The organism is Micromonospora noduli (assembly GCF_003264365.1).
Classification (GTDB): Bacteria; Actinomycetota; Actinomycetes; order Mycobacteriales; family Micromonosporaceae; genus Micromonospora; species Micromonospora noduli.
The window spans coordinates 1-24,093 of record NZ_PYAK01000072.1 but is presented as its reverse complement, the minus strand read 5'-3'; the positions used below and the strand labels follow the sequence as shown (position 1 = coordinate 24,093).

The window sequence follows — 24,093 nt, the reverse complement described above, 5'->3', positions numbered from 1 at the left end:
GCTCGCCCGCTCGCCCGCTCGCCCGCTCGCCCGCTCGCCCGCTCGCCCGCTCGCCCGCTCGCCCGCTCGCCCGCTCGGCCGCCGGACCGTTGCGAGCCCGGCCCGCATCGCCGGATCGCGTTCGCTGGTCCGGCGCTCCGTTTCACGTGAAACCGAGATCGCGGCTCGCTGGCACCGATCGGAAGCCCTGGGGTCGACGGCCAAGCGGAGCCGCCTCCCTGTCTCACACGCTCGACGTCGGTGCTGCGGTTCGATCTCTCCGTCCTTCGGCGTCCAGAGCATCCGGGCATCCGGGCGTCGAAGCCGCAGGCCGAGGTCTGCTGGCACGGTCCGCGAAACGAGCCGAACCGCCACCGCCGACGTGTGCCAACTGAGCCAGCGGGCGGTCGTCGGAGGCTGGTTACCGCACCGGGCGGTGGCACGCGGCGCCGAGCGGAGCGCACCCGTTCGATTTCGTCCCCGGCGGCCGCCGACACCGCCGATTTGGCGGTTCGCGGACAACGACCGACCGGCCGAAAAGTTATCCACACCGGTTGTCCACAGGCACCCCCCGTTTCACGTGAAACAGCGCGTGGGAGCGGGTGCGAGCCTGTGGATGACGGCCTGTGTTCAGGATCTCGGCAGCCTGTGGATATCGCCTCTCGGCGCCCCGCGCGACCAAGCGCACCCGGTCGGCGATGGGCACCGATCCGGTGGCCCGGGACCGCTCGAACAGGTAGGGACAGCGGTGCCAGACTCGGTTAGGGTCAGCGTCGTGCACGACAACCCTCCCTCAGTCCCGGACTTCACCCAGTGGCCGTCATTTCCCTTCGAGGGTGACCTCCACGTGAAGCAACTCGATGATCCGGTCCCGGTCGAACCGCCCCGGAAGGGCGAGGGTCTCCGGGAATGCACCGCCTGCAACGCACCCGACGACGCCTACATCTGGGTGGGCGAGCGGTGGCGGGTCCGCGCCATGGACCGGCCCACCGGCCTGCCCATGGTGCTCATCCTGGAATCGCGCACCCACCTCGACCTCGGCGACCTGCCGAACCTGCTGGCCGCCGAACTGGGGGTGATGACCGTACGTCTGGAGCGGGCCATCCGGTCGCTCGACGGCGTGGCACGGGTGCACGTCAATCGCTGGGGCGACGGCTCGGCTCATCTGCACATGTGGTTCCTCGCCCGCCCGTACGGCCGTCTTCAGTTGCGGGGCACGTTCCTGTCCCTGTGGGACTCGATCCTGCCGCCGATCTCCGAGGCGCAGTGGCGGGAAAATTTGGCGCTCGTCGCGGCCTGGCTCGCCGAGTTCGGCGGCCGCCCACTCGCCGAGCCACCCCGCATCCAGTGGCAGGCGCCGTCCAGTCTGCTGGCCCAGTCCGCTGCCGCGGATGCCGCTGCCGCAGCGGAGGCTGCCTCAGCGGCAGCAGCCGGGACGGAGGCGGTCTCGGTCATCGAGGCGGCAGAGGAGATCCCGGAACCAGCGCTCGACTCCACTCCTGATCCGACCGACGCCGACAGCGGGCCCCGGGCCGAACCGGTCGTCGAGCCGGACGCCGGTTCCAACTCGACGACGACCACCGTCACCGACAGCGCGGCTGAACCCGCTCGGTCGGCATCCGTCACCAATCTGTCCGGCATCCCGGCCTCCGGCACCCGGAACTCCACCGCCGCAGCATCCGGCAGCGCCGCCACGACGGCTACCGACGGACTCCACGTGGGCCCGGCGGAGGCACCCACCGACGGGCCCCGCGTCGGCCCGGCGAGCGGAAGCGCCGACGAGGCCGGTTCCGCCAACCCGGCAGCGTCCGACCCGGCCAACGGGGGCGCCTCCGGAGAGGCCGTCAGCAAAACGGCCCCCGAGAAGGGCGCCGGCATTGCGGGCGCGGCCGCGCCCGCCGACGGCAGCGACACACCCGACGTACGCGCGGCCCACTGATCTGGAACCGACCATGAGGTTGACCCGGACAGGCCAACCTCATGGTCGTCCGGCGGGTGGTTCACAGGGCCGAACGGGTCGGCGGGTAGGTCAGTGCTTGGTGAGGCGGGCGGCTGCTCGGGCGACCAGGGTGCCGAGGAGTCGGCCGAAGTCCAGCCCGGCCGCCTGCACGGCGAGCGGAAGCAGTGAGGTCTCCGTCATCCCTGGCGAGACGTTGACCTCCAGCACGTGCGGCTGGCCGGCCGCGTCCACGATCACGTCGACGCGGGAGAGATCCCGTAGACCGAGCGCGGTGTGCGCGGCGAGGGCCACGTCAGCGACCGTGGCGGCCACCTCCGGGTCCAACCGGGCCGGGGCGTGCCAGGTGGTCCGCCCCGCGGTGTAGCGGGCGGCGTAGTCGTACACGCCGTTGCGCGGCACGATCTCCACCGGCGGCAGTGCCTGCGGGCCGTCGCCGAGGTCGACGACGGAGACTGCCACATCCATCCCCGGCACGTACCGCTCCACGAGCGCCGTGGAGTAGTACGCGAAGCAGCCGACCATCGCGGCGGGCAGCGCGGCGGCGTCCCGGACCACCGCCCCGCCCAGCCCGGACCCGCCCTGCGCCGGCTTGACCATCAGGGGTACGCCCAGACGGTCGACGATCCGGTCCAGGACGGCGACCGCGCCGAGCTCGGAGAAGCGATCGTGCGGGAGCGCCACCCAGTCGGGGGTGGGGATGCCGGCCTCGCGCAGCACCGCCTTGGCCGAGGGCTTGTCCCAGGCGACCCGGGAGGCTCGAGCGTCGCAGCCGACGTACGGGACGTCGCACAGATCCAGCACCCCGCGCAGTGAGCCGTCCTCGCCGGTCGCGCCGTGCAGTGCGATCACCACCGCGTCCGGCGGGTCGGCCGCGAGTGCCGGTAGCAGCGCCACGTCCGCGTCTCGCAGCTCGGCTTCCACGCCGACGGCGCGCAGCGCGTCGAGCACCCGACGACCGGAGCGCAGCGACACGTCCCGTTCGTAGGAGAGCCCACCGGCGAGCACCACGACGCGCAGGTCGGCCGAGATGGCGGATTCGGTCACGAGGAGGTGCTCGGCGGTCGTACCCATGCCGGCATCATGCCAAGTCGGGCCCGGGCACGTCGGAGCCGGCCCGGCCGCGTCGGCCGGCGGCACCACCCACGGCGCCGAAGACGCGGCGCATCGCGATCTCCTGCTCCATCACACCGGCCAGCCGGCGGACGCCCTCGCGGATCCGCTCCGGCGGCGGGAAGCTGAAGTTGAGCCGCATGGCGTCGGTGCCGGTGCCGTCGGCGTAGAAGCCGGTGCCGGGAACGTAGGCGACCCGGGCGGCGACCGCTCGCGGCATCATGGCCTTCGAGTCGAGCCCGTCGGGCAGGCTGGCCCACACGAAGAGACCGCCGGCCGGCGTGGTCCAGCTGGTGCCCTCAGGCATCAGGTCGGCCATCGCGTCGAGCAGGGCGTCCCGGCGTTCCCGGTACACCTCGCGATAGACCTTGAGCTGCTGCCGCCAGGGCATCGTGCTCAGGTAGGTGGCCACCGCGGCCTGGGCGTAACCGCTGGGGCAGAGGATCTGCGCCTCGCTGGCGATGACCAGTTTGTCGCGGACCGCGTGCGGCGCCAGGATCCAGCCGACCCGCAGCCCAGGGGCGAAGGTCTTGGAGAAGGTGCTGAGGTAGAAGACGCCGTCGCGGCGGCGGGCCCGCAGGGGGGCCGGGGCCTCACCCTCGAACCCGAGCTGGCCGTACGGGTCGTCCTCGACGACGAGCAGGCCGGCGCGCTCGCAGATGTCGAGCACCCGTTCCCGGCGCTCCTCGCTGAGCGTCACGCCGGTCGGGTTCTGGTAGGTGGGGATCGTGTAGAGGAACTTGACCCGCTGGCCCGCACGGGCCAGGTCGGCGATGGCCGTCTCCAGCGCCTCCGGGATGAGCCCGTCCGCATCCATCGGTACGTGGACTACCTGCGCTTGGGCGGCCTGAAACACGCCGAGCGCACCGACGTACGTCGGCCCCTCGGCGAGCACCACGTCACCCGGGTCGAGGAAGAGCCGGGCCACCAGGTCCAGTGCCTGCTGCCCGCCCACGGTGACCACGACGTCCTCCGGGGAGGCACCGCACGCGGCGTCGATCCCGGAGAGCGACATCACCTCGCAGATCCGCTCGCGCAGCTCGAGGGTCCCCTGACCGATGCCGTACTGAAGGGTGGTCACGCCGTGCTCGGAACCGAGCCGGCCGAGCATCTCGCCGACCGCGTCCAGCGGAAGGGCGGCGATGTACGGTGCGCCACCGGCGAGCGAGACGACCTCCGGACGACTGGCCACCGCGAACAGTGCTCGGATCTCGGAGGCGGTCATCCCGCGTACCCGCCGGGCGTACCGGTCGGTGTAGTCGTCGAGTGTCGTGCCGGTCATGACCTCACCTCGATCGCTGCTCGGGTGGCTCCCGCCCCGGGTACCCCGCACACCGCTGACCATGGCGGCGGGCACACCGATTGTCGATCCTAGTCCGCCATAGTCGTGCTGCCGCCGTGCCGAGGCAGATCGACCACATGGCGGACCGTCCTCGGCGTCCCCCGTTGCGGTGGGCATTCGCGCGTCCCCTCCCGTATCGCCGATCGGCGGCGTACGATCGCTCGTCGGGGGCAGGAAGGCGGCGCTGTCGTTCCATGCCGGTCTCACCACCGAGCCTATTGTGGGGATGCGCCATATGTCGCGACGTCTGGTCAGCCTGACCCTCGACACGTTGGAAGACCTCCCGCGCCCGTGCCGGCAGTGCGTCTACTGGGAGCTCGATCCGGTCTCCGCGGACCGGGCCTGCGCCGCTGGCGATCCGGGCCTGGAGAAGGAGGCGTGGGTCTCCCAGACGCTGCTGGAGTGGGGTTCCTGCGGCAAACTCGCGTACGTCGACGGCATGCCGGCCGGTTTCGTGATGTACGCCCCGCCCGCCTACGTGCCCCGTTCGATGGCGTTCCCGACCTCACCGGTCTCCGCGGACGCGGCACTGTTGATGACGGCCAACGTGGTAGCCGCGTTCTCCGGCGGCGGGTTGGGCCGGATGCTGGTACAGGGTGTCGCCCGGGATCTGACCAAGCGTGGGATCAAGGCGATCGAGGCGTTCGGCGACGCCAAGTTCGGCGACGCGGACGACCCCGCCGGCGGTTGCGTGGCCCCCGTCGACTTCTTCCTCTCCGTGGGCTTCAAGACCGTACGTCCACATCCGCGCTTCCCTCGGTTGCGCCTTGAGCTGCGTACGGCGCTGAGCTGGAAGTCCGACGTCGAGTACGCGCTGGAGAAGCTGCTCGGGTCGATGAGCCCGGAGACCCTGCTCCGGCCGGTCCGTCCGGCCCCGGCCACCCGCTCCACCAACGGCTGACGCCCGGCGGCGAATCAGTCCACCACCGTGCCGGCGGTCACCACGGCACGCAGTTCGCTGACGTCGAGCGATCCGGTCGGGACGTCTCGTTCGATCGGGTAGTACATCCGCTGCACCGCGGCCACGATCGCCTCCACCACCCGGTCTCGGAACCGGGGGTCGACAAGGTGGGCGCGGTCCGTCGGCGAGGTGAGGTAGCCGACCTCGACCCGGACGGCGGGCATCCGCGTCAGTCGCAGCAACTCCCACGTCTTGGCGTGCGTACGGCAGTCCCGCAGCCCGGTGCGGGCGACGATCTCCCGCTGCACCAGCCCGGCCAGGCGTTCACCGGTCGCCGAGGTCACCCCGTTGTCGGTGCCGTAGTGGTAGGTCGCGACGCCCTCCGCATCCGGGTTGGCGTGGCCGTCCAGATGCAGCGAGATGAACACGTCGGCGCCGAGCGAGTTGGCGAGCAGGGCCCGGTCGGTGTCCGGCAGGCAACTGTCGGGCGACGGGCCCCGGGTGAGCTGCACCCGCACCCCGGTGGCGGCGAGTCGCCCCTCCAGTCGGCTGGCCAGGTCGTGCACCAGGTCCGCCTCGGTCCAGCGCAGCGAGCCGTCGGGTACCACCATCCCGGGGTCGGTGCCGCCGTGCCCCGGGTCGATGACGACCGTCTTGCCGACCAACGCCGGCCCGGACTGCCGGATCGCGTCGGATTCGCGGAGCCACTGCGGGCGGCCGCCGACCACCTTGCGGCCGATCCGGCGGAGCGCGTTCATGGTGTGTGGGCCGCAGGAGCCGTCCGGGGTGAGCCCGACCTCACGCTGGAACTGGGCCACCGCCCGCGACGTCCGGACGCCGTAGATCGCGTCCGCGCGGCCCACGTCGTACCCCATCTCCAGCAGTCGCTCCTGTAGCGACCGGACATCCTCGCCGGTGAGTGGCTCGGGGACCGCGTGGTAGAGGGTGCGGGCGCCGAGCCGCCAACGGGCGGCATCCAGGGCGCGCCAGGTCTCCGCGCCGACCCGGCCGTCCACACTGAGCCCCCGCGACTGCTGGAACGCGCGGACCGCCCGCTCGGTGTCGAGGTCGAACTCGTCGGTTTGCGGGCCGGCGGCGGCCAGTAGTTCGAGGCCGGTCAGGATGGTACGGATCTCCGTGACCGCCGGTCCCCGGTCACCGGGTCGGATCGGACGCACGCACGACCCCCTCTGCACGACGCTGGCTGGCCGGGCGGCCCAGGCTTGAGGCTATGCGTTCCGGGGCGGCGAGGTGGCTGGGCCGAGAAATACGTCGGCGGTACGGCCGAGAAGACACCGAACCCCGCACCCGGCGAGCGGGTACGGGGTTCGGTTGATGTTTCTGCTGGTCAGAGGGCCGATTCGATGAGCCGGACCAGCTCGCCCTTCGGCTTGGCACCGGCGATCGACTGCACCGGCTGGCCGTTCTTGAAGACGGTGAGCGTCGGCACCGACATAACCCGGTAGGCCCGGGCGGTCTCCGGGTTCTCGTCGATGTTGAGCTTGACGATGGTGACCTGGTCACCCATCTCCCGGGCGATCTCCTCGAGCAGCGGCGACACCTTGCGGCACGGCCCGCACCACTCCGCCCAGAAGTCCACCAGCACCGGCTTGTCGGCCTGCAGCACGTCAGCGACGAAGCTCTTGTCGGTGACCGCCTTGGTTGTTCCCACTATGCCCCTCCTCCGGGATGTGTTCGTTGTTTCAGCTGAGCGTCGCGATGAACCGCTCGGCGTCGAGCGCGGCGGCACAACCGGTCCCGGCCGCGGTGATCGCCTGACGGTAGGTGTGGTCGACCACGTCGCCGGCGGCGAAGACACCGGGCACGTTGGTGCGGGTGCTCGGGGCGTGGACCTTCACGTAGCCCTCGTCGTCCAGCTCGACCTGGCCCTGGAACAGCTCGCTGCGAGGGTCGTGACCGATGGCGACGAAGACGCCCGTCACGTCCATCACCTTGGTCTCGCCGGTGTGCACGTTGCGGACGCGAACGCCGGTGACCTTGCCGTCCTCGCCGAGGATCTCCTCGACGGTGCTGTTCCACTCGACCTTGATCTTCTCGTTGCTCAGCGCCCGGTCGGCCATGATCTTGCTGGCCCGGAACGAGTCGCGGCGGTGGATGATGGTCACCGACTCCGCGAAGCGGGTGAGGAAGGTGGCCTCCTCCATCGCCGAGTCGCCGCCGCCGACGACCACGATCTGCTGGTTGCGGAAGAAGAAGCCGTCACAGGTGGCACACGCGGAGACGCCGTGGCCAAGGAATTCCTGCTCACCGGGCACGCCCAGCGGACGCCAGGCCGAACCGGTGGAGAGAATGATGGATCGCGCCCGGTAGGCGGTCTCGCCAACCCAGACGGTGCTCACCGCGCCGGAGCCGGCGTCGCCAGTGTCCACCAGCTCGACCCGGGTCACGTCGTCGGTGAGGAACTCGGCGCCGAACCGCTCGGCCTGCTTGCGCATGTTGTCCATCAGCTCGGGGCCGAGGATGCCGTCGGCGAAGCCGGGGAAGTTTTCCACCTCGGTCGTGGTCATCAGCGCGCCACCGGACTGCACGCCCTCAATGATCAGCGGCTTCAGGTTGGCACGTGCGGCGTAGACGGCCGCTGTGTAGCCGGCCGGCCCGGAGCCGATGATGATCAGGTTGCGGACCTCGTCCACTGCCGTCTCCCGAGTTGTGTGTGTTCGGCGTCGGCGCGAGCACCGATGCTGATCCGAGTCGCCGACGCCTGGGTGGGGCCGGCAGCTGACTTCCAGAACGTCATCGTACGAACCGGGGATTCCCGAGCCGGGCATCCGGTGGGTCAGGTCACGTGGGGGGTCATCGTGCCATTGACCGTGGATTCACCCTACCCGCGCCGAATACCGGCTGTCCGAGCCGGACCCAGGCACTCCGCACTCCGGACCACTCACCCAGGCCCACCGGGCGCCGGTCGCGTCGGTGAAATGGATGACCAGCGCCTGATCGCCCTGGAACCGTGCGTAGTCGATCACTTCGACCACCAGTGGGGCCGATCCGTGCTCCGTAGCGATGCTGGCCAGACAGCTGGTCAACGCGGCCTCGTCGGTCAGCCGGGCCAGCTGGTCCGACCCGTCGGGAGAGGGACGGCGCCCGCCCTCGGCATCCACCTTCGGTTGCTCGCTCGGCGTGTTGCCGGTCGCCCGGCTGGTGGCCGGTGTGCCTGGCGCGTCCGTGCCGTAGGCGTCGCCGAGGGTCTGCGGGGTGTAGTTCGTACCACTGCGCAGTGCCGGCCCGGTGGTGCGGGCCGTCCCGGCCCCCGCGACGCCCTCCGGCGCGCTGGCCGGCTGGTTCATGGCGTTGGTGCCGGCGGAGTCGTCCGACGCCCGCATCGAGAGCTGGTTGAGGCCCAGCGCGACGGCGATGACGGCGATCGCGGCGGCGGCCACGGGTGCGCCACGGCGGGCCCAGCCGCGCTGGCGGCGGCCCGGGCCGGTGGACGCCTGGCGCCCCGCACCGCCGGGCGTGGGCATGGCAGGCCGGCGACCGGCCCCGCCCTGCGCCGGTACGACAAACGGCGTCCCAGCGTCGGCGGCTGCCTCCTCGGTCGAGGTGTCGGTCGGTTCCGCGGAGGCCAACGCGGCCAGGAGGCGGTCGGTGATCGCCGACGGCATCTCCGGGGACGGCTCGGCCCAGCGGGTCAGGTCCGTCCGAACCTCGGTCACGGCGGGGGCCAGCAGCGCGTACGCCTCGGCCCAGGACGGGTCCGCGGAGACCAGTTGGGCCACCTCGTCCTGCTGCGGGGTGCCGTCCAACGCCCCGCCGAGGTAGTCAGCGAGGAGGTCTATGTCGACCTCCCGGAACCCCTCGGCCGTCACGTGTCCTCCTGGTTGGCGTCCCGCCGGTATCGACCTGACCCCGATCCGACGCCCTCCACCGGGCCGGGGTTCCCCGGCGTGACGCCGGGCACGCCCCTGATCGGGGCGGTGGGGTCCGGTCGGGCCGAAGGCGTCGCGACGGCGGCGGGGAGGAGATGCCCGAGCAGCACAGCCAGCCGTGCCCGGCCCCGGGCACACCGGCTCTTCACAGTGCCCTCGGCGACACCGAGGATGCGGGCCACCTCGGCGACCGGATAGCCCTGTACGTCGACCAGCACCAGCGCGGCGCGTTGCTCAAGGGGTAGCGCGGCGAGCGCCTCGCGGACCACCAGCACTGTGTCGTGGTCCACAACCGGTGCCGCCGGCTCAAGCCCGCCGGTGCCCGATCCGTCGTCGGCCCGGTTGCCGTCCGGCAGCGGCACTGTGGGGTGCGCCTGCCGGCGTCGGATCCGGTCCAGGCAGGCGTTGACCACGATCCGGTGCAGCCAGGTGGTGACGGCGGAGTCGCCGCGGAAGCGGGCCGCCGCCCGGTGCGCCGACAGCAGAGCGTCCTGGAGTGCGTCGGCCGCCTCCTCGCGGTCGCCGAGCGTCCGCAGGGCCACCGCCCACAGCCGGTCCCGGTGCCGGTGGAACAGCTCGGCGAAGGCGTCCCGGTCTCCGGCGACGTGCGCGCGCAGCAGCTCCAGGTCTCCTGCTGCGGCGCGCTCGTCCATCACCGTGTCCAGTGCGTGCGATGCCCGGATCGTGGCGCCCGGCTCACGACCCCTGGACCGTAATCTCCTGCACCCCCAGCTTGAACCCACCCTCGGACGGCGCCAGCTCGGTGATCCAGAACAGCAGGTACTGGTATTTCTGGTCGGCGTCGAAGCCGTTGAAGGTCATCGTGGTGCCGTCGTGGTCCTCGAACGGCTGGCCGATGGCGGTCTTGTAGCTCGCGACCAACTGCTTGTCACCCTGGGAGTTGGACGTGTGGTTGGTCTTGCCGGCGAGGAGCTGGGCGGACGCGCCGGTGGCCGACAGAACTGCCTGCACCGACTTGACGGTGTGCGGCTGGCCGAGGTCGATCCAGACGCCCATGCCCTTCTTCAGGTTGCCGAAGTTGGGCCGGTCCCGGTAGGTCTCGGTCTCCCAGCCCTCGTCCTCGTCACCGTCGATGACCTTCTGGGCACCGTCGACCTCACTGCGGTCCTTGCTGTCCGGGTCGATGATCCGGACGTCCTTCACGGTCAGCTTGCGGGCCGTCGCGGCGGCCGGGGTGGCGTCGCCGGCGGGGGCACTGGAGGTCGGCGCGGCGACCGGGTTGGACTGCGGGTCCTTGTCGTCGCCGCCCAACGCGATGATCCCGATCAGCAGACCGACCAGGGCGACGGCCAGCAGACCAGCGATGCCGACGGCGACCTTGCGACCCCCGGCCGCAGCCAGCGGCGACGGCTCTTCCCCGGTTTCGGCGGCGAACCGCAGCGGCCCGCTGTTGTCGAGGTAGTGCTCATCCTCGGCCGGCACGTCCAGTCGCGCCAGTTCCGCAGCGAGCACGTCGGAGGACGGCGGCGCGATCTCGGCGTCGAGCAGGTCCATGGTCAGGTCGTCCAGGTACGCCGGAACGCCCGCCCGAACCTGGCGCGGTGCCGCGATGGCACCCCCAGCGTCCCGAACAGCGTCCGGGATGGCGGCGCGGCCGTGGCCGGCGGTGGCGCCGTGCAGTGGTGCCTCGGCGTGCGGCCAGGAGCCGGTCAGCGCAAAGTAGAGGACCCCGCCGACCGCCCGGATGTCGTTCTCCTGGCTGTCGGCGCCGTCGGTGCGGGCGTCGGCCAGGACCACCCGGCCCTCATCGCTGATCATGACGGTGCCGGGGTGGACGTTGCCGTGCACCATGCCGGTGGCGTGCACCGCGGCGAGCGCGCTCGCGACGGCGTTGCCGATCGCGGTGGCCCGAGCCGGGTCCAGGGGGCCGTCGGTCGCCAGGTCCCGCAGGGACTGCCCGTCGACCCACTCGCGCACCACGTACGCCCGGTCGGCCTCGTCGATCGCGTCGTAGACGCCGACCAGGTTGGGGTGGATGACCCGGCTGGCCGCGACGGCGGCCTGAAGCATCTCGGTGGCGGAGTCGCCACCCGGGTAACGCAGCACGACGGCAACGGGACGGCGCAGGATGACATCGACCCCGCGCCAGACCAGCCGACCCGCACTGTCGTTGTTGATGTGCTCAACCAGTTCGTACCGCTCGGCGAGGACTTCACCGGCCGTGGGAGCACCGAAGGTCATGACCGGAGGAGCGCTTTCGTCCGCCTCCTGACCCTCGCCGACCTGGGTCACCCGTCCTCCCTCGGTGATCGTGTCGATCGATGAACCCGAACTGCTGGGCATGTGGCTTCCCGCTCTGCCGTTGAAGGAACCGGCCGACCGGTGTCGACGCCCAGCGTCGGCCCCTGCCGTACCCGTCGAGAGCGACCTTACCCGGGTTGCCCGTCTCTCCGACATGTCATCTTCCCGCCGTACCTGGCGGGGTTCCGGCTGTCGAAGAGCTCGTCCGGTTACGACCGTTGTCAGCCACGTTGCTGGCACATGTACTAGCTAATCTACGGCTTCACCGCAAGTGACCGACGCCGGGGCTGGGCTGGCGTGGCGCTCGCGCTGCCTCGTACGTTCCCACCGATCGGGTCGCCACCCTCAGCCGTACGGTTGGTTATCCACAGGCCGAAGCGGCGGTTGACCGGCGAATCGCGGAGTTATCCACAGGCGCATCCCCAGCCTGGTGATCCGTAGTCACGATCCGTATGAGTGTCAACTTGTTGTAATCGGATGCTGCCACTCAGCGACCGAGGCGGCGGCGAACCATCCCGACCACCTCGGTGATCTCGCCGATCCTCAGCAGCATGGCCAGACCCAGGTAAGTCCCGCCGATCACCACACCGCCGATCACGAGCTGGGTTGCCGCCTCGAACCAGCTCGGCTCGTCGCCGCCGGGCAGCAGGGTGATCACCAACCATCCGACCAGCGCCGCGCCGAGTGCGGCGACCACGACCCGGCCTAGGGTACGCATGATGGCGCCCAGGCCGATCCGGCCGACCCGAGGCCGGAGCAACCAGGCGGACGCTACCGCCGCCGCCACGTAGGAGACCGCGTTGCCGATCATCATTCCGGCTGCCGCGAAGTGCGCGGCGAACGCAGCGAACAGCACGATCTGTACGCCGACCCGCAGCGCCACCACCGGAATGTTGATCAGGGCCGGGGTTCGGGTGTCCGGTAGGGCGTAGAAGGCAAAGGTGAAGAGCTGGCTGATCGCGAACGGCACGAGGGCGATTGCGGCAAACAGCAGCACGGTGGACGTGGCTGTCGCGTTCTCGGCGCTGAAGGCGCCGTACCGGAAGACGACCACCGAGATCGGAATGGACAGCACCGCGTAGCAGACCGCGATCGGCGCGAGGACCGCCGACACCATCCGGACACCTCGGGAGAGGTCTGCGGTGACGTCGTGGAACCGCCCGTCGGCTGCGGCGGCTGCCATCCGGGGCATCAGCGCGGTGATGATCGAGACGGCGATGATGCCGTGGGCCATCATCAGCAGCAGGAAGACGTTGTTGTAGATCAGGATGCCGGCCTGGTCCGTGCCCGCGGCCCGGGTGAGGAGATTGACCACCACGAAGAGGCCGAGCTGGTTGACCGCCACGTAGCAGAACATCCAGGCCCCGAGCTGGGCCAGCTCGCGCAGCCCCAGCTCGCGGAAGTCGAACCGCCACTTCCAGCGGAAGCCGACCTTGCGCAGCGCTGGCAACAGCCCGGCGGTCTGCACCGCCACGCCGAGCAGGGTGCCACCACCGACCAGCAGGATCCGGCCGGCGTCCATCTCCGACGGCTGTAGCCCCTTCGCCCCGTAGACCAGGATGTAGAGACCGAAGACGCCGATGACCACCAGGTTGTTGAGGATGGGGGCCCACATCGGCGCGGCGAAGTGACCCCGGGTGTTCAGCACCGCTGCGATCAGCGCGCTGACGCCGGTGAAGAACAGCATCGGCAGGATCAGCCACGACAGGCGTGTGATCAGTGTGGTGTAGGCCTCGTCCTTACCGCTGGCGTAGATGGCCGTCAGCCAGGACGCCGACGCCACGGCGATCAGGGCCGCCACCGCCAACGCCAGCACCGCGAGGCTGAGCAACCGTTGGGCGTACGCCTCACCCCGGTCCGCGTCGCTCTTGCGCCGACGGACCAGCACCGGGATCAGCACGCTGGTCAGCACCCCGCCGAGCAGGAACTCGTACACCTGGTTGGGGAGGAAGATGGCTGTCGTGTAGGCGTTGCCGATCAGGTTGCCGAGGGCGGCGCCGATCATCAGATTCCGGATGAAGCCGGTGCCCCGGCTCACCAGACTGCCGACAGCCATTACCGCGCTGTTGGCGGCGGCGCTGGTCTCGCCGACGACCTCGGGCGGGGGTGCCGTCGCCTCCGCCGCAGGCTGGTTCAGCGGCTCCGCGGAGATGAAGATCGCCCCGTCAGCCGGCGGCACGTTACCGTCCGGCGTGGCGTTGGCGCTGCGGTAGAGCCCGCCGCTCATCTCCAGCCTCCCAGGGGTACGTCGAGTCGGACACCAACCCGCACGCCACAGACCATAGTCAACCCCCACCCGTTACCCGCGCCCGGCGGATCGGATCACACCCCGGCCCGATAAGCTGGTGATCCCATGTCCGAAGCCTCCGCTCCTCACGCCGCCGACCGCCGCGAACTCACCGCCGCGCAGCGCAACGCCGTCGCCGAACTGCTCCGGGTGTCCCCGGTCGCCGACGAGTTGGGCCGCCGCTTCGTCCGCGCCGGTCACGAGTTGCACCTGGTGGGCGGTTCGGTGCGGGATGCCCTGCTCGGTCGACTCGGGGACGACCTCGACTTCTGCACCGACGCGCACCCCGACGAGACCCTGCGGATCATCAAGGGCTGGGCCGAGTCGATCTGGGAGACTGGTCGGGAGTTCGGCACCATCGGCGCTCAGCGCGACGGCCTCCGACTGGAGATCACCACTTTCCGCGCGGAGTCGTACGACCAGGTCAGCCGCAACCCGGTGGTGGTGTACGGCACCAGCCTCGACGAGGACCTGAAGCGGCGTGACTTCACGATCAACGCGATGGCGGTCAGCCTGCCGGACCACCGGTTCACCGACCCGCACGGTGGGCTGGACGATCTCTCGGCCAAGGTGATCCGTACCCCGAGCACTCCTGGTGAGTCGTTCGGCGACGACCCGCTGCGGATGCTGCGGGCCGCCCGGTTCGCCGCGCAGCTGCGCTTCGCCGTCCACCCGGACGTGCACCTGGCGATGACCGAGATGGCCGCCGACCTGGACCGGATCACCGCCGAGCGGATCCGCGACGAGTTCACCAAACTGCTCTGCGGCGCGGACCCGATCACCGGGCTGCGGCTGCTGGTCGACACCGGGCTGGCCGAGCGGTTCCTGCCGGAGCTGACCGGGCTGAAGCTGGAGATCGACGAACACGCCCAGCACAAGGACGTCTACGAGCACACGTTGACGGTCGTCGAGAACGCGGTCTCCTACGAGGAGGAGGGCTGCGACTTCATCCTGCGGATGGCCGCCCTCCTGCACGACGTGGGCAAGCCGGCGACGAAGGCGGTCGGGTCCGACGGCCGGGTCAGCTTCCACCACCACGAGGTGGTCGGCGCCCGGCTGACCAAGGCCCGGATGAAGGCGATGCGCTACCCGAAGGACGTCACCGCGCAGGTGACCGCGCTGGTCGCGCTGCACCTGCGCTTCTACGGGTACGGGCGGGGCGAGTGGACCGACTCGGCGGTGCGCCGCTACGTCGCCGACGCCGGTGACCTGCTGCCCCGCCTGCACAAGTTGACCCGCTCCGACTGCACGACCCGCAACCGGCGCAAGGCCGCCCAGCTCGCGGCCGACTACGACGCGCTGGAGGATCGGATCGCCCGGATCGCGGCCGAGGAGGACCTGGCGCGGGTTCGACCCGACCTGGACGGTAACGCGATCATGGAGCTGCTCGGCGTACCGCCGGGGCCGGTGGTCGGGCGGGCCTGGAAGCACCTCAAGGAGCAACGCCTCGAGCACGGCCCGCTGGACCGCGACGCCGCCGAGGCGGAGCTGCTGCGCTGGGCCCGCGCCGAGGGCATCCTCGGCTGACGCGCTCACTTCAAGGCTGCTCAGGCAGCGCGATCTGACGTGAGGTGGCGGGAGCCGTCACTGCAGGACGTGGTCGACGTCGATGAAGGACGACGCAGACCACAGCTGTCTGGTCGACGACGAAACGCCAGCGGATCGACCGAATGGCTGAGGTGTAGCGCTTTCATCGTCGTCCATGATGTCTGGGCGTCCGTCGGCTACCGGTGCATCGACACCGCCGCCGACCCCACCGCCCGTCCGGTCGTCCGGATTGGACGGGCGACGACCCAACGGGGAGATCACCTAGTGAAACGCCGTGGCGTGATACGCCGCTCGGCGGTGGCGAGCCTTGCTCTCGCCTCCGCAACCATCATCGTCAGCGCCGCGACCGGTGGGGCCGCCATGGCCGAACCGTCCGCTCCGCTGGCGCCGAAGCCCGCAAGCAAGTTGACGGCCCCCAAGCAGGACGGCCGGCTGGACAAGGCCAAGCCCGCCGAGGTCGTACCGGATCGCTACATCGTGGTCCTCAAGGACAAGAAGACCACCCCGGCCAAAATCAAGGCCGCCGCTTCGGCTCTGGCCAAGGAGAACGGCGGCAGCGTCCGTCGGACGTACAGCAACGCCCTCAACGGCTACTCCGCCGCGATGACCGCGAAGCAGGCCGGCCGGCTGGCCGCCGACCCGGATGTCGCATCCGTGCAGCCGGTGATCCGCTTCCACAAGAGCGGAACGCAGAGCGCGCCGCCCTCCTGGGGCCTGGACCGGATCGACCAGGTTTCGCCCAAGCTGAGTGGAAGCTACACCTACCCCACCACCGGTGCCGGGGTGAAGGCGTACATCGTGGACACCGGCATCGACATCAACCACAGCGACTTCGGTGGCCGTGCCTCGAACGGCTACGACGCGGTCGACCAGGACAATGTGGCGCAGGACTGCAACGGTCACGGCACGCACGTGGCGGGCACCGTCGGCGGCACGAAGTACGGCGTGGCCAAGGCCGTCAACCTGGTCGCCGTCCGGGTCCTCGACTGCGATGGCTCTGGCACCACCGAGCAGGTCCTGGCCGGGATCGACTGGGTGACCGCCAATGCGCAGAAGCCTGCCGTGGTCAACATGAGCCTCGGCGGGCCGGAGGACCCGGCGATCTCCAACGCGGTCAGCAACTCCATCGCCACCGGTCTCACCTACGCGGTGGCCGCCGGCAACGAAGCGGACGATGCCTGCTCGTACACGCCGGCCGAGGTGTCGGCGGCGATCACCGTCGGAGCCACCGACAGGATCGACCGTCGGGCCTCGACCGAATACTTCGATTCGAACTACGGCCCGTGTGTCGACGTCTGGGCTCCGGGCGTGGACATCGTCTCGGCGGCAAGCGGGACCACCGACGGGTCGGTGGCCTTCAGCGGGACCTCGATGGCGGCGCCGCACGTGGCCGGAGCCGCTGCGCTGCTGCTTCAGTCGAACCCGACGTGGTCGCCGTCGCAGGTGCGCAACACGATCGTGACCCGGGGGCTCGCCGGCGCTGTGCTGAACCCGCAGGGCGGGGTGGACCGTCTGCTCAACGTCGCGTCGGCCCTCTCTCCCGCGCGTACCTCGCACGGCCTGCTGGCGCGTTCCAACGGCTATTTCGTCTCGGCTGACGGTGCGGGCAGCAAGCCTCTGGCCGCCGTCGGCCCGGTGCTGGGCGGCTGGGAGAAGCTCGACATCGTCGACGCCGGCAGCGGCCTGGTCGCACTGCGGGCGAACGTCAACGGTAAGTACGTCAGCGCCACCGGTGCCGGCAGCAAGCCACTGATCGCCACAGCCGCGTCGGTGAGCACCTGGGAGAGGTTCCAGCTGGTTCACCACATCGACGGCACTGTGAGTCTGAAGGCCACTGTCAACAACAAGTACGTCAGTGCGCCCAGCAACGGTGGCCCGCTGATCGCCAGCGCGACGAACGCCAGCACCTGGGAGAAGTTCGACCTCGAGACCAACCTGATCGTCAGCTTCAAATCGTCCGCCAGCGGCAAGTACGTCTCCGCTGACGGTGCCGGGAGCAAGCCGCTGATCCCGTTGGCCGCGTCGGTCAGCACCTGGGAGAAGTTCGAGCTGTTCGATCTGGACTACTACGGCTACTTCGGCATGCGTTCGTTGGCAAACGGCAAGTGGGTCTCGGCGACCGGTGCTGGATCGAAGCCGCTGCTTGCCTCGGCCACCGGAATCGATGCCTGGGAGGCCTTCACCTTCTGGCACCGGGGTGTCGGGACCACCGACGGGTCGGGCTGGATCTACGCGAACGTCGACGGGCAGGCGGTCAGTGCCGGCAGCGCCGGCACCAGCCAGCTGATCCCGAACAAGGACTTCGACTTCTGGGCTCCGGACTTCGGCCTCTCGGCGGGCGAGCGCTTCGTCATGAACCTCGCCTGAATCAGCCACGGAATTACCACCGGCGCCCGCCGGCACCCCTCCCTCGGGAGGCGGTGCCGGCGGGCGCCGGCCGTTAGTGGGTCATCCGGTGCCGGCCAGAGCCTTGACGGTCGGCCGGTCCCTCGGGCTCAGCGCGAGACGGTGCTGCCGTCCACCGTGCCGACCCCGGTGGCCGGCGCGGTGGCGTCGGTGCGTCCGGCACCGAGCCGTGCCAACAGGCCGGGCAGGTCGATCCCGGTGAGGTCGCTGCCGAGCTGGAGTCCCTGAGCCACGTTGCCGGCCACCGACCTGGTCAGCGACGACGCGCCGTCGGTGGAGATGACTGTCATCTTGTCGATCGCCCCGATCGGCGCGCTGGCCGCCTCGACGACCTGCGGCAGCACCTTGACCAGCAGGTCCAGCACGGCTGCCTCTCCGTACGCGGCGAACGCCTCGGCCTTGCGCGCCATCGCGTCGGCCTCGGCCTCACCCTTGGCGAGGATGGCCGCGGCCTCGGCCTGGCCTTCCCGCTCCACCGCCTCGGCAATGGCGGAGCGTCGCCGCTGCTCCGCCTCACCCTCCTTGGCACCCTCGATGGCGTTGGCCTCGGCGAGCGCGGCCCGTCGGGCCCGCTCACCCTCACCGGTGAGGCGGGCCTGCTCGGCGGAGGCCTGCGCTGCGGCGATGACGGACTGGCGCTGCGCGTCGGCGTGCAGCACCGCCGCGTTGCGGGACGCCTCGGCCTCCTGCTCCACCTTGTACCGGGCCGCGTCGGCCGGCTTGCGAACCTCGGTGTCGAGTTGGCGCTGCTTGAGCTCGGCGTTGCGCTCGGCCACCTTCTGCTGTTCGGAGAGGATCGCCTGGTCCCGCTCGGCCTGGGCGAGCGGTCCGGCCGCCGCGGACTTCGCCTTCGCCGCGTCGATCTCGGCCTGGATGCCGGCCTGCTTGAGGGCCAGGTTGCGGTTCGCCTCGGCGATGGCCTCCTCGGCGAGCAGCCGCTCCTGCTCGGCCTGCTGCCGGGCCCGGGCCTCGGCGATCGCCGCGTCCTTGAGCACCCGGGCGGCCTCGGGGCGGCCCAGGTCCTGAAGGTAGGAGCCTTCGGCGAGGATGTCCTGGAGCTGGAAGGTGTCCAACACCAGACCCTGGTTGGTCATCGAGTGCTCGGCCTCCTCGGCGACCGCGCTGGCGAACGCCGCCCGGTCCCGGATGACCTCCTCGACGGTGAGCCGGCCGACGATCGAGCGCAACGCGCCGGCCAGCACCTCCCGGGTGAAGTTGTCGATCTCGTCCTGCTGGTGCAGGAACCGTTGTGCGGCGGCCCGGATCGCGTCCTCGGTGCCGCCGACCTTGACGATCGCCACGCCGTGCAGGTCGGCGCGGATGCCCTGCTTGCTGACGGCGCCCCGGATGCCGACGTCGATCCGCCGGCTGGACAGGTCGAGCGACTGGAGCTTCTGCACCACCGGCAGCACGAAGACCGAGGCACCCAGCACGACCTTCTGCCCGGAGTTGTCGGTGGACCGCCCGCCGTCGGCGGTCTGGGTGGTGCGGCCCTTGCGACCGGTGACGATGAACGCCTCGTTCGGGCCGGCCACCTTGATCCGGGAGAGCACGAAGAGCACCAGAATGAGCGCGAGGAGGACCGCGCCACCGATGGCGATGAGTAGGGCCATATGAGGAGTCCCGTCTATGAGGGGTAGGTCAGTAGGTCTCTACGTGCACGCTGGTCTCGCTGAGCGCCTGCACGACGAAGACCTGGGCGCCGATCGGGATCGGCTGGTCCGCGCGGGCGCTGAGCTTGACCGGTTGGCCGGCGAGGCGAACGCGGACCTCGCCGTACCCGTTGGCCGGCACCGGGGTGACGACCAGGCCCAGCGCGCCGACCAGGTCGTCGCGGGTCGGGGTGGGGTCGGTGCGCATGTTCCGCGCCGCCCGACTCAGCCGGGACGCCAGCCAGGCGGTGGGCACGGCCGCGAGCACGCCGCCGGCCACCGCCCCGACGACCATGCCAGGTGTACGCGCACCGAGCAGTTCATTGACGATGGCCGCGCCGAACCCGAACGCCCCGGCGAAGCCGGCGACCGTCTCGATCGAGATCGGCCCGTCCACGTCGGCGTGCCCGAACTGGAACAGCTCGGTGCCGAGCAGGGCGAGCGCGAGCACACCGATGCCCGCCCCGCCGATGATCAGAAAGATGAGCGTTCCCGTTGCCACGACCTTGACGGTATCGACGCCGCGCAACGCCGAACGGCCTGGCAGGGCGGGTCGGGAGTGGCGCTCAATCCGACGCTGGCGGCCGGGCTGGCAAGAGAGTCCGCGTCGGGGAGAATAGGTGGATGCGCTGGGCCGTGCTCGACTCACCGATCGGTGAGTTCTCCGTCGCCACTGACGGCACGAGCGTCTGCGGGGCGCACTTCGGCCGGGTCGACGCGGCCACCGAGGAGCCTGACCAGGCGCTGTCCCGGCAGGCCGTCGACGAGCTGCGGGCGTACTTCGCCGGTGAGCTGACCGCGTTCACCGTCCCGGTGTCGGCGCCGCGCGGCTCCGACTTCGAGCGCGCCGTGTGGCGGGAGATGACGCGGATCCCGTACGGGGAGACGCTGACGTACGGCGAGGTGGCGCGCCTGGTCGGCGATCCCGGAGCGGCACGGGCGGTGGGAGTGGCCTGCAACCGCAACCCGGTCCCGGTGATCGTGCCGTGTCACCGGATCGTCGGCGCGGGCGGCAAGCTGGTCGGCTTCGGTGGGGGCCTGCCCCGCAAGGTGGCGTTGTTGGAGCTGGAGGCCGGGGTCGCGCTGCGACATGCCTGGTCCTGAGCCGTCCCGCGCTCCCGGTGGGCCTTATGACCGGGCGCTGGGCGACCCTTCCGGTCCCGCGGCTGGTGAGGTCCGAACGGGCCACGGCGGGTCGATCGGGGTCCGCTGGAAGAAGGCGTTGGCCGATGGCAGGGCCAGCAGGACCAGCGCGACGAGTATCGCCACCGGCACGCCCAGGCCCAGGATGAGCAGCAGGGGCTCCAGCCAGTTCGGCATGTCATCCCGTGCCATCGTGGTGATCCGGTCCATGTCCTCGGCGGCGTAGATGGAATAGAGCGGCCGCGGCGACCGGGCAGCCCCGACGGCGGCGCAGCAGGCGAGGACGGGCGCCGAGGCCCAGGAGGCGATCCGTGCGCCGTTCACGCCCACGACGTTGGCTGCGGCCAGCGTGAGGAGTCCGATCGCCAGCACCGCCGTCAACAGGTCAGCCGCCAGGTCGGCGGTGCTGCCCAGGGCGGCGAAGGCCACCCCGTCCGTTGGCTCGGAGGACCTGGCAGCCGTGTGGAAGAAGTCCTGGTGCCAGTAGCTGAGTGGCAGTACGGCCAGTTGCGCGACGGCGGCCAGGGCCAGCAGCAGGCAGGCCACCGCGACGATGCGCGGCCGAGGAGGCCGGGCCGGGTGCGGGACTGTCGCAGTGGTACCGGTGCGGGAGGCCATGTCTCGATTATCGATAGCCTTCCGATCGCCCGTGGTCCCGGGAACGGTGGCGGTGATCACGAGACAGCGTTCGTACCCCGGGCAGCCGACCCAACGTGGAAGGGCCGGGTCCACGGACCCGGCCCTTCCACGTGCTTGATGATTCAGCGCGTCAGCGCGTGACCTCACCGGCGATGAACTCCTCGACGGCCTGGTGGGCGTCGTGGTCGGCGTACTGCACCGGCGGGGACTTCATGAAGTACGACGAGGCCGACAGGATCGGGCCGCCGATCTTCCGGTCCAGGGCGATCTTCGCGGCCCGGACCGCGTCGATGATGACGCCGGCCGAGTTCGGCGAGTCCCACACCTCGAGCTTGAGCTCGGCGTTGAGGGGGGTGTCACCGAACGAGCGGCCCTCCAGGCGGATGTACGCCCACTTGCGGTCGTCCAGCCACGGCACGTGGTCCGACGGGCCGATGTGCACGTCGCTCTTGCTCATCTCGTGCGGGATCTGCGAGGTGACCGACTGGGTCTTCGAGATCTTCTTCGAGACCAGCCGCTTGCGCTCCAGCATGTTCATGAAGTCCATGTTGCCGCCGAAGTTGAGCTGGTACGTGCGCAGCAGCTCGACGCCGCGGTCCTCGAAGAGCTTCGCGAGGGCGCGGTGCACGATGGTGGCGCCGACCTGGCTCTTGATGTCGTCGCCGACGATCGGCAGGCCCGCGTCCTCGAACTTCTTGGCCCACTCGGGGTCGGAGGCGATGAAGACCGGCAGGGCGTTGACGAACGCGCAGCCGGCGTCGATCGCCGCCTGGGCGTAGAACTTGGCGGCCTGCTCGGAGCCGACCGGCAGGTAGCAGACGACGACGTCGACCTGCGCGTCGCGCAGCGCCTGCGCCACGTCGACCGGGGTGGCGTCCGACTCCTCGACGATCTCGCGGTAGTACTGGCCCAGACCGTCGAAGGTCGGACCGCGCTGCACGCTCACGCCGGTCGGCGGCACGTCGCAGAGCTTGATGGTGTTGTTCTCGCTGGCGACGATCGCCTCCGCGAGGTCCATGCCCACCTTCTTGGCGTCCACGTCGAATGCCGCGACGAACTCCACGGCGTTGACGTGGTAGTCGCCGAAGGCGACGTGCATGAGACCCGGGACGCGGTCGTTCGGGTTGGCGTTCCGGTAGTACTCGACGCCCTGAACCAGGGACGAGGCGCAGTTACCCACACCGACGATGGCGACGCGGACGGAGCCCATAGCGTCTGCCTCCTTCTTTTCTGTCACGGCCGCTCATTCCTGGTCTCTCCAGGCGGAGGCGGGCTGTTGTCTTCTCGTCGGCCGCCGGCTGTCCCGATGTTCGGGACCGTCGGGGCTCGGCCGGAGCGCTCGTTGGCGATGAGCTCCTCCAGCCAGCGGACCTCGCGCTCACAGGCATCAAGGCCGTGGCGCTGCAGTTCCAGCGTGTAAGCGTCGAGGCGCTCGGCCGCCCGGCCCAGCACGTCACGAAGCCCTTCGCGACGCTCCTCGATCTTGCGGCGGCGACCCTCCAGAATGCGCAGTCGGGTCGCCTGGTCGGTCCGGGCGAAGAACGCGAAGTGCACCCCGAAACCCGTGTCGTCGTACGTCTCGGGCCCGGCCTGTGCGATCAGCTGGGCGAAGCGTTCCTTGCCTTCCGCGGTGATTTTGTAGACCACCCGACCTCGTCGGCTGGTCAGCGCGGGAACCTCCTCGGCAGTGGCGGGTGTCTCAGCAGCTTCGGTGATCCATCCCGCCGCCTGGAGCCTGCGTAGCGTGGGATAGAGCGAGCCGTAGCTGATCGCCGCCCGGATCGCGCCGAGTTTGGCGGTCAGCTCCTTGCGCAGCTCATAGCCGTGCATCGGAGACTCCTGCAGGAGGCCGAGGATGGCGAACTCGAGCACTGGCCACCCTCTCTTTACCCTCCGGCGTGAAGTGGTAACCGCCGCGATGTATCGGACCGATACATCGCACGTTAGCGGGTCGTGCGGGCCAGGGCAAACCCCCGTTCCGAGATGCTGCCGTCACGGATTGTGAGCGTGGTCGCCTGGTCGGGCCGGACCGCGTACCCTTCTCCGCATGCGTACGCAGCGCCAGGTCGTCGACTACTCGCTTCAGAAGCGAGCAGTGCTGCGTGAGCTCCTGGCCGGCCGGGTCGGCACGTACGACGTCTGCGACGCGTCGCCGTACCTGAAGAACGCCGCTCGGTTCCACGGTGAGCCGACCGACCGGCGCTGCCCGATCTGCCGGAGCGAAAACCTGACCCTGGTCCACTACATTTACGGTGACGAACTCAAGCAGTCCGCCGGACAGGCTCGGACACTGACTGAGTTGCCCGTGCTGGCGATGACGCTGCGTGAGTTCCAGGTCTTCGTGGTGGAGGTGTGCCTCGGTTGTGACTGGAACCATCTCGTCGAGCAGTACCTGCTCGGCCGGGACGGCCTGACCGGCGACAGCGAGGGCACCAGTGAGCAGGACGCGGCAGCCGCCGAAGGTGGCGGTCGGCGGAGGCGAGAGGCGCAACGGTGATCTCAGCTGGTTGGACCGGCCTCGGGGCCGTGGACGAAACCCGAGACGGTCGACCGCTTGTTGGTCCGATTGGCCCGATTGATACGGCAATGACCCCGGTTAACTGGCACCCTCGTGCCGGCGTCCCGGGTGAAGCAACTCACGGCAACCCGGTGGCGGCGCAGCCGCGCCCCACCGCGACCGGCAGGGTGTGAGGAATGAACTCGTACGGCGATCCCAGTTCTGCGCGCGGACGGACCCAGCACATGGGTCCAGACGGTGACCCCGGACCGGGCGCGGACGACGCGTACCGCAGACCCAGCGGCAACTCCGACGGAAGCGGCTGGTCAGCCTCGGAAGGCGGCGCGGCAACCCCGGGCCGCGCCTCGGTGAGCCCGCGGGCGGCCGGTGGTCGCGCAACGGTCGGCGGTTCGGCCTCGGTGCCGCCGCGTGGCGCTGCGGCCGCCGGGTCCGCCTCGGTGGGTACGGCAGCGGCCG

21 protein-coding genes are annotated in these 24,093 nt (G+C 70.4%); 7 read left to right on the top strand and 14 right to left on the bottom strand.

The window, feature by feature from the left end:
- Window positions 1–979 precede the first annotated feature (979 nt).
- Window positions 980–1,918 carry a hypothetical protein gene (locus GUI43_RS34785; RefSeq protein WP_428842235.1) on the top strand — a complete coding sequence of 313 codons (939 nt, stop codon included), beginning with the start codon at window positions 980–982 and terminating at the stop codon, window positions 1,916–1,918.
- A gap of 90 nt (window positions 1,919–2,008) precedes the next feature.
- On the opposite strand, the gene GUI43_RS30065 is transcribed toward GUI43_RS34785, so the two are convergent.
- The gene (locus tag GUI43_RS30065) at window positions 2,009–3,010 is read right to left on the bottom strand and encodes a D-alanine--D-alanine ligase family protein (RefSeq protein WP_112584008.1); all 1,002 of its coding nucleotides are present in this window, start codon (window positions 3,008–3,010) and stop codon (window positions 2,009–2,011) included.
- Window positions 3,011–3,017: 7 nt separating this feature from the next.
- The gene (locus tag GUI43_RS30060) at window positions 3,018–4,331 is read right to left on the bottom strand and encodes an aminotransferase-like domain-containing protein (RefSeq protein WP_112584007.1); all 1,314 of its coding nucleotides are present in this window, start codon (window positions 4,329–4,331) and stop codon (window positions 3,018–3,020) included.
- Between the two features lie 295 nt (window positions 4,332–4,626).
- Between GUI43_RS30060 and GUI43_RS30055 the strand changes: the two genes are divergently transcribed.
- On the top strand, window positions 4,627–5,292 hold the full coding sequence (locus tag GUI43_RS30055; protein WP_091396576.1) for a GNAT family N-acetyltransferase: 666 nt from the start codon (window positions 4,627–4,629) through the stop codon (window positions 5,290–5,292).
- Between the two features lie 14 nt (window positions 5,293–5,306).
- Here GUI43_RS30055 and GUI43_RS30050 read toward each other — a convergent pair whose 3' ends face one another.
- The 7 genes from GUI43_RS30050 to murJ all read right to left on the bottom strand — a co-directional run bounded on the left by GUI43_RS30050 (window position 5,307) and on the right by murJ (window position 13,671).
- Window positions 5,307–6,470 carry an N-acetylmuramoyl-L-alanine amidase gene (locus tag GUI43_RS30050; RefSeq protein ID WP_112583927.1) on the bottom strand — a complete coding sequence of 388 codons (1,164 nt, stop codon included), beginning with the start codon at window positions 6,468–6,470 and terminating at the stop codon, window positions 5,307–5,309.
- Window positions 6,471–6,640: 170 nt separating this feature from the next.
- On the bottom strand, window positions 6,641–6,964 hold the full coding sequence (gene trxA / locus GUI43_RS30045) for a thioredoxin (RefSeq protein WP_030331849.1): 324 nt from the start codon (window positions 6,962–6,964) through the stop codon (window positions 6,641–6,643).
- Window positions 6,965–6,995: 31 nt separating this feature from the next.
- Entirely contained in the window at window positions 6,996–7,946 is a 951-nt protein-coding gene (gene trxB / locus GUI43_RS30040; RefSeq protein ID WP_091396582.1) for a thioredoxin-disulfide reductase, read from the bottom strand.
- A gap of 183 nt (window positions 7,947–8,129) precedes the next feature.
- The gene (locus tag GUI43_RS30035) at window positions 8,130–9,122 is read right to left on the bottom strand and encodes an RsmA family anti-sigma factor (RefSeq protein ID WP_112583926.1); all 993 of its coding nucleotides are present in this window, start codon (window positions 9,120–9,122) and stop codon (window positions 8,130–8,132) included.
- On the bottom strand, window positions 9,119–9,835 hold the full coding sequence (sigM, locus tag GUI43_RS30030; protein WP_112700309.1) for an RNA polymerase sigma factor SigM: 717 nt from the start codon (window positions 9,833–9,835) through the stop codon (window positions 9,119–9,121). The genes GUI43_RS30035 and sigM overlap by 4 nt, the downstream gene beginning before the upstream one ends.
- A gap of 43 nt (window positions 9,836–9,878) precedes the next feature.
- Window positions 9,879–11,486: a protein kinase family protein gene (locus GUI43_RS30025; RefSeq protein WP_112583924.1), complete on the bottom strand. Its 1,608-nt coding sequence runs from the start codon at window positions 11,484–11,486 to the stop codon at window positions 9,879–9,881.
- 445 nt (window positions 11,487–11,931) lie between these two features.
- Window positions 11,932–13,671 carry a murein biosynthesis integral membrane protein MurJ gene (gene murJ / locus GUI43_RS30020; RefSeq protein ID WP_112700308.1) on the bottom strand — a complete coding sequence of 580 codons (1,740 nt, stop codon included), beginning with the start codon at window positions 13,669–13,671 and terminating at the stop codon, window positions 11,932–11,934.
- Between the two features lie 126 nt (window positions 13,672–13,797).
- On the opposite strand from murJ, the gene GUI43_RS30015 reads away from it, so the two are divergent.
- Both GUI43_RS30015 and GUI43_RS30010 read left to right on the top strand, forming a co-directional pair.
- On the top strand, window positions 13,798–15,258 hold the full coding sequence (locus GUI43_RS30015) for a CCA tRNA nucleotidyltransferase (RefSeq protein ID WP_112700307.1): 1,461 nt from the start codon (window positions 13,798–13,800) through the stop codon (window positions 15,256–15,258).
- 318 nt (window positions 15,259–15,576) lie between these two features.
- Window positions 15,577–17,646 (top strand): S8 family serine peptidase, encoded by a 2,070-nt coding sequence (locus tag GUI43_RS30010; RefSeq protein ID WP_249037881.1) that lies wholly within the window; start codon window positions 15,577–15,579, stop codon window positions 17,644–17,646.
- A 128-nt stretch (window positions 17,647–17,774) separates the two neighbouring features.
- Here the strand turns inward: GUI43_RS30010 and GUI43_RS30005 are convergent, their stop codons facing one another.
- A complete protein-coding gene (locus tag GUI43_RS30005) occupies window positions 17,775–19,298 on the bottom strand; it encodes a flotillin family protein (protein WP_112700305.1) in 1,524 nt (507 codons plus the stop codon).
- A gap of 28 nt (window positions 19,299–19,326) precedes the next feature.
- Window positions 19,327–19,884: an NfeD C-terminal domain-containing protein gene (locus GUI43_RS30000; RefSeq protein ID WP_373861291.1), complete on the bottom strand. Its 558-nt coding sequence runs from the start codon at window positions 19,882–19,884 to the stop codon at window positions 19,327–19,329.
- A gap of 77 nt (window positions 19,885–19,961) precedes the next feature.
- Here GUI43_RS30000 and GUI43_RS29995 point away from each other — a divergent pair, with 77 nt between their 5' ends.
- The gene (locus GUI43_RS29995) at window positions 19,962–20,441 is read left to right on the top strand and encodes a methylated-DNA--[protein]-cysteine S-methyltransferase (RefSeq protein ID WP_112583918.1); all 480 of its coding nucleotides are present in this window, start codon (window positions 19,962–19,964) and stop codon (window positions 20,439–20,441) included.
- Between the two features lie 24 nt (window positions 20,442–20,465).
- Here GUI43_RS29995 and GUI43_RS29990 read toward each other — a convergent pair whose 3' ends face one another.
- The 3 genes from GUI43_RS29990 to GUI43_RS29980 all read right to left on the bottom strand — a co-directional run bounded on the left by GUI43_RS29990 (window position 20,466) and on the right by GUI43_RS29980 (window position 22,991).
- Window positions 20,466–21,098 (bottom strand): hypothetical protein, encoded by a 633-nt coding sequence (locus tag GUI43_RS29990; RefSeq protein ID WP_112700304.1) that lies wholly within the window; start codon window positions 21,096–21,098, stop codon window positions 20,466–20,468.
- 151 nt (window positions 21,099–21,249) lie between these two features.
- A complete protein-coding gene (locus tag GUI43_RS29985) occupies window positions 21,250–22,329 on the bottom strand; it encodes an inositol-3-phosphate synthase (RefSeq protein WP_091396616.1) in 1,080 nt (359 codons plus the stop codon).
- Window positions 22,330–22,352: 23 nt separating this feature from the next.
- Window positions 22,353–22,991: a PadR family transcriptional regulator gene (locus GUI43_RS29980; RefSeq protein ID WP_030331823.1), complete on the bottom strand. Its 639-nt coding sequence runs from the start codon at window positions 22,989–22,991 to the stop codon at window positions 22,353–22,355.
- A gap of 175 nt (window positions 22,992–23,166) precedes the next feature.
- Here GUI43_RS29980 and GUI43_RS29975 point away from each other — a divergent pair, with 175 nt between their 5' ends.
- Together GUI43_RS29975 and GUI43_RS34780 are read left to right on the top strand one after the other, a co-directional pair.
- Window positions 23,167–23,616 (top strand): DUF5318 domain-containing protein, encoded by a 450-nt coding sequence (locus tag GUI43_RS29975; protein ID WP_112583916.1) that lies wholly within the window; start codon window positions 23,167–23,169, stop codon window positions 23,614–23,616.
- A 197-nt stretch (window positions 23,617–23,813) separates the two neighbouring features.
- Window positions 23,814–24,093, top strand: a 280-nt coding sequence (locus GUI43_RS34780) for a hypothetical protein (RefSeq protein WP_249037880.1), incomplete at its 3' end; no start/stop codon positions are given.

Coding starts and splice junctions, on each gene's coding strand:
- GUI43_RS30015 (WP_112700307.1), top strand. CDS start 13,798: ATGTCCGAAGCCTCCGCTCCTCACGCCGCCGACCGCCGCGAACTCACC.
- GUI43_RS30065 (WP_112584008.1), bottom strand. CDS start 3,010: ATGGGTACGACCGCCGAGCACCTCCTCGTGACCGAATCCGCCATCTCG.
- murJ (WP_112700308.1), bottom strand. CDS start 13,671: ATGAGCGGCGGGCTCTACCGCAGCGCCAACGCCACGCCGGACGGTAAC.
- GUI43_RS30055 (WP_091396576.1), top strand. CDS start 4,627: ATGTCGCGACGTCTGGTCAGCCTGACCCTCGACACGTTGGAAGACCTC.
- GUI43_RS30025 (WP_112583924.1), bottom strand. CDS start 11,486: ATGCCCAGCAGTTCGGGTTCATCGATCGACACGATCACCGAGGGAGGA.
- GUI43_RS29985 (WP_091396616.1), bottom strand. CDS start 22,329: ATGGGCTCCGTCCGCGTCGCCATCGTCGGTGTGGGTAACTGCGCCTCG.
- GUI43_RS30005 (WP_112700305.1), bottom strand. CDS start 19,298: ATGGCCCTACTCATCGCCATCGGTGGCGCGGTCCTCCTCGCGCTCATT.
- GUI43_RS34785 (WP_428842235.1), top strand. CDS start 980: ATGGTGCTCATCCTGGAATCGCGCACCCACCTCGACCTCGGCGACCTG.
- sigM (WP_112700309.1), bottom strand. CDS start 9,835: ATGGACGAGCGCGCCGCAGCAGGAGACCTGGAGCTGCTGCGCGCGCAC.
- GUI43_RS29975 (WP_112583916.1), top strand. CDS start 23,167: ATGCGTACGCAGCGCCAGGTCGTCGACTACTCGCTTCAGAAGCGAGCA.
- GUI43_RS29995 (WP_112583918.1), top strand. CDS start 19,962: ATGCGCTGGGCCGTGCTCGACTCACCGATCGGTGAGTTCTCCGTCGCC.
- GUI43_RS29990 (WP_112700304.1), bottom strand. CDS start 21,098: ATGGCCTCCCGCACCGGTACCACTGCGACAGTCCCGCACCCGGCCCGG.
- GUI43_RS30060 (WP_112584007.1), bottom strand. CDS start 4,331: ATGACCGGCACGACACTCGACGACTACACCGACCGGTACGCCCGGCGG.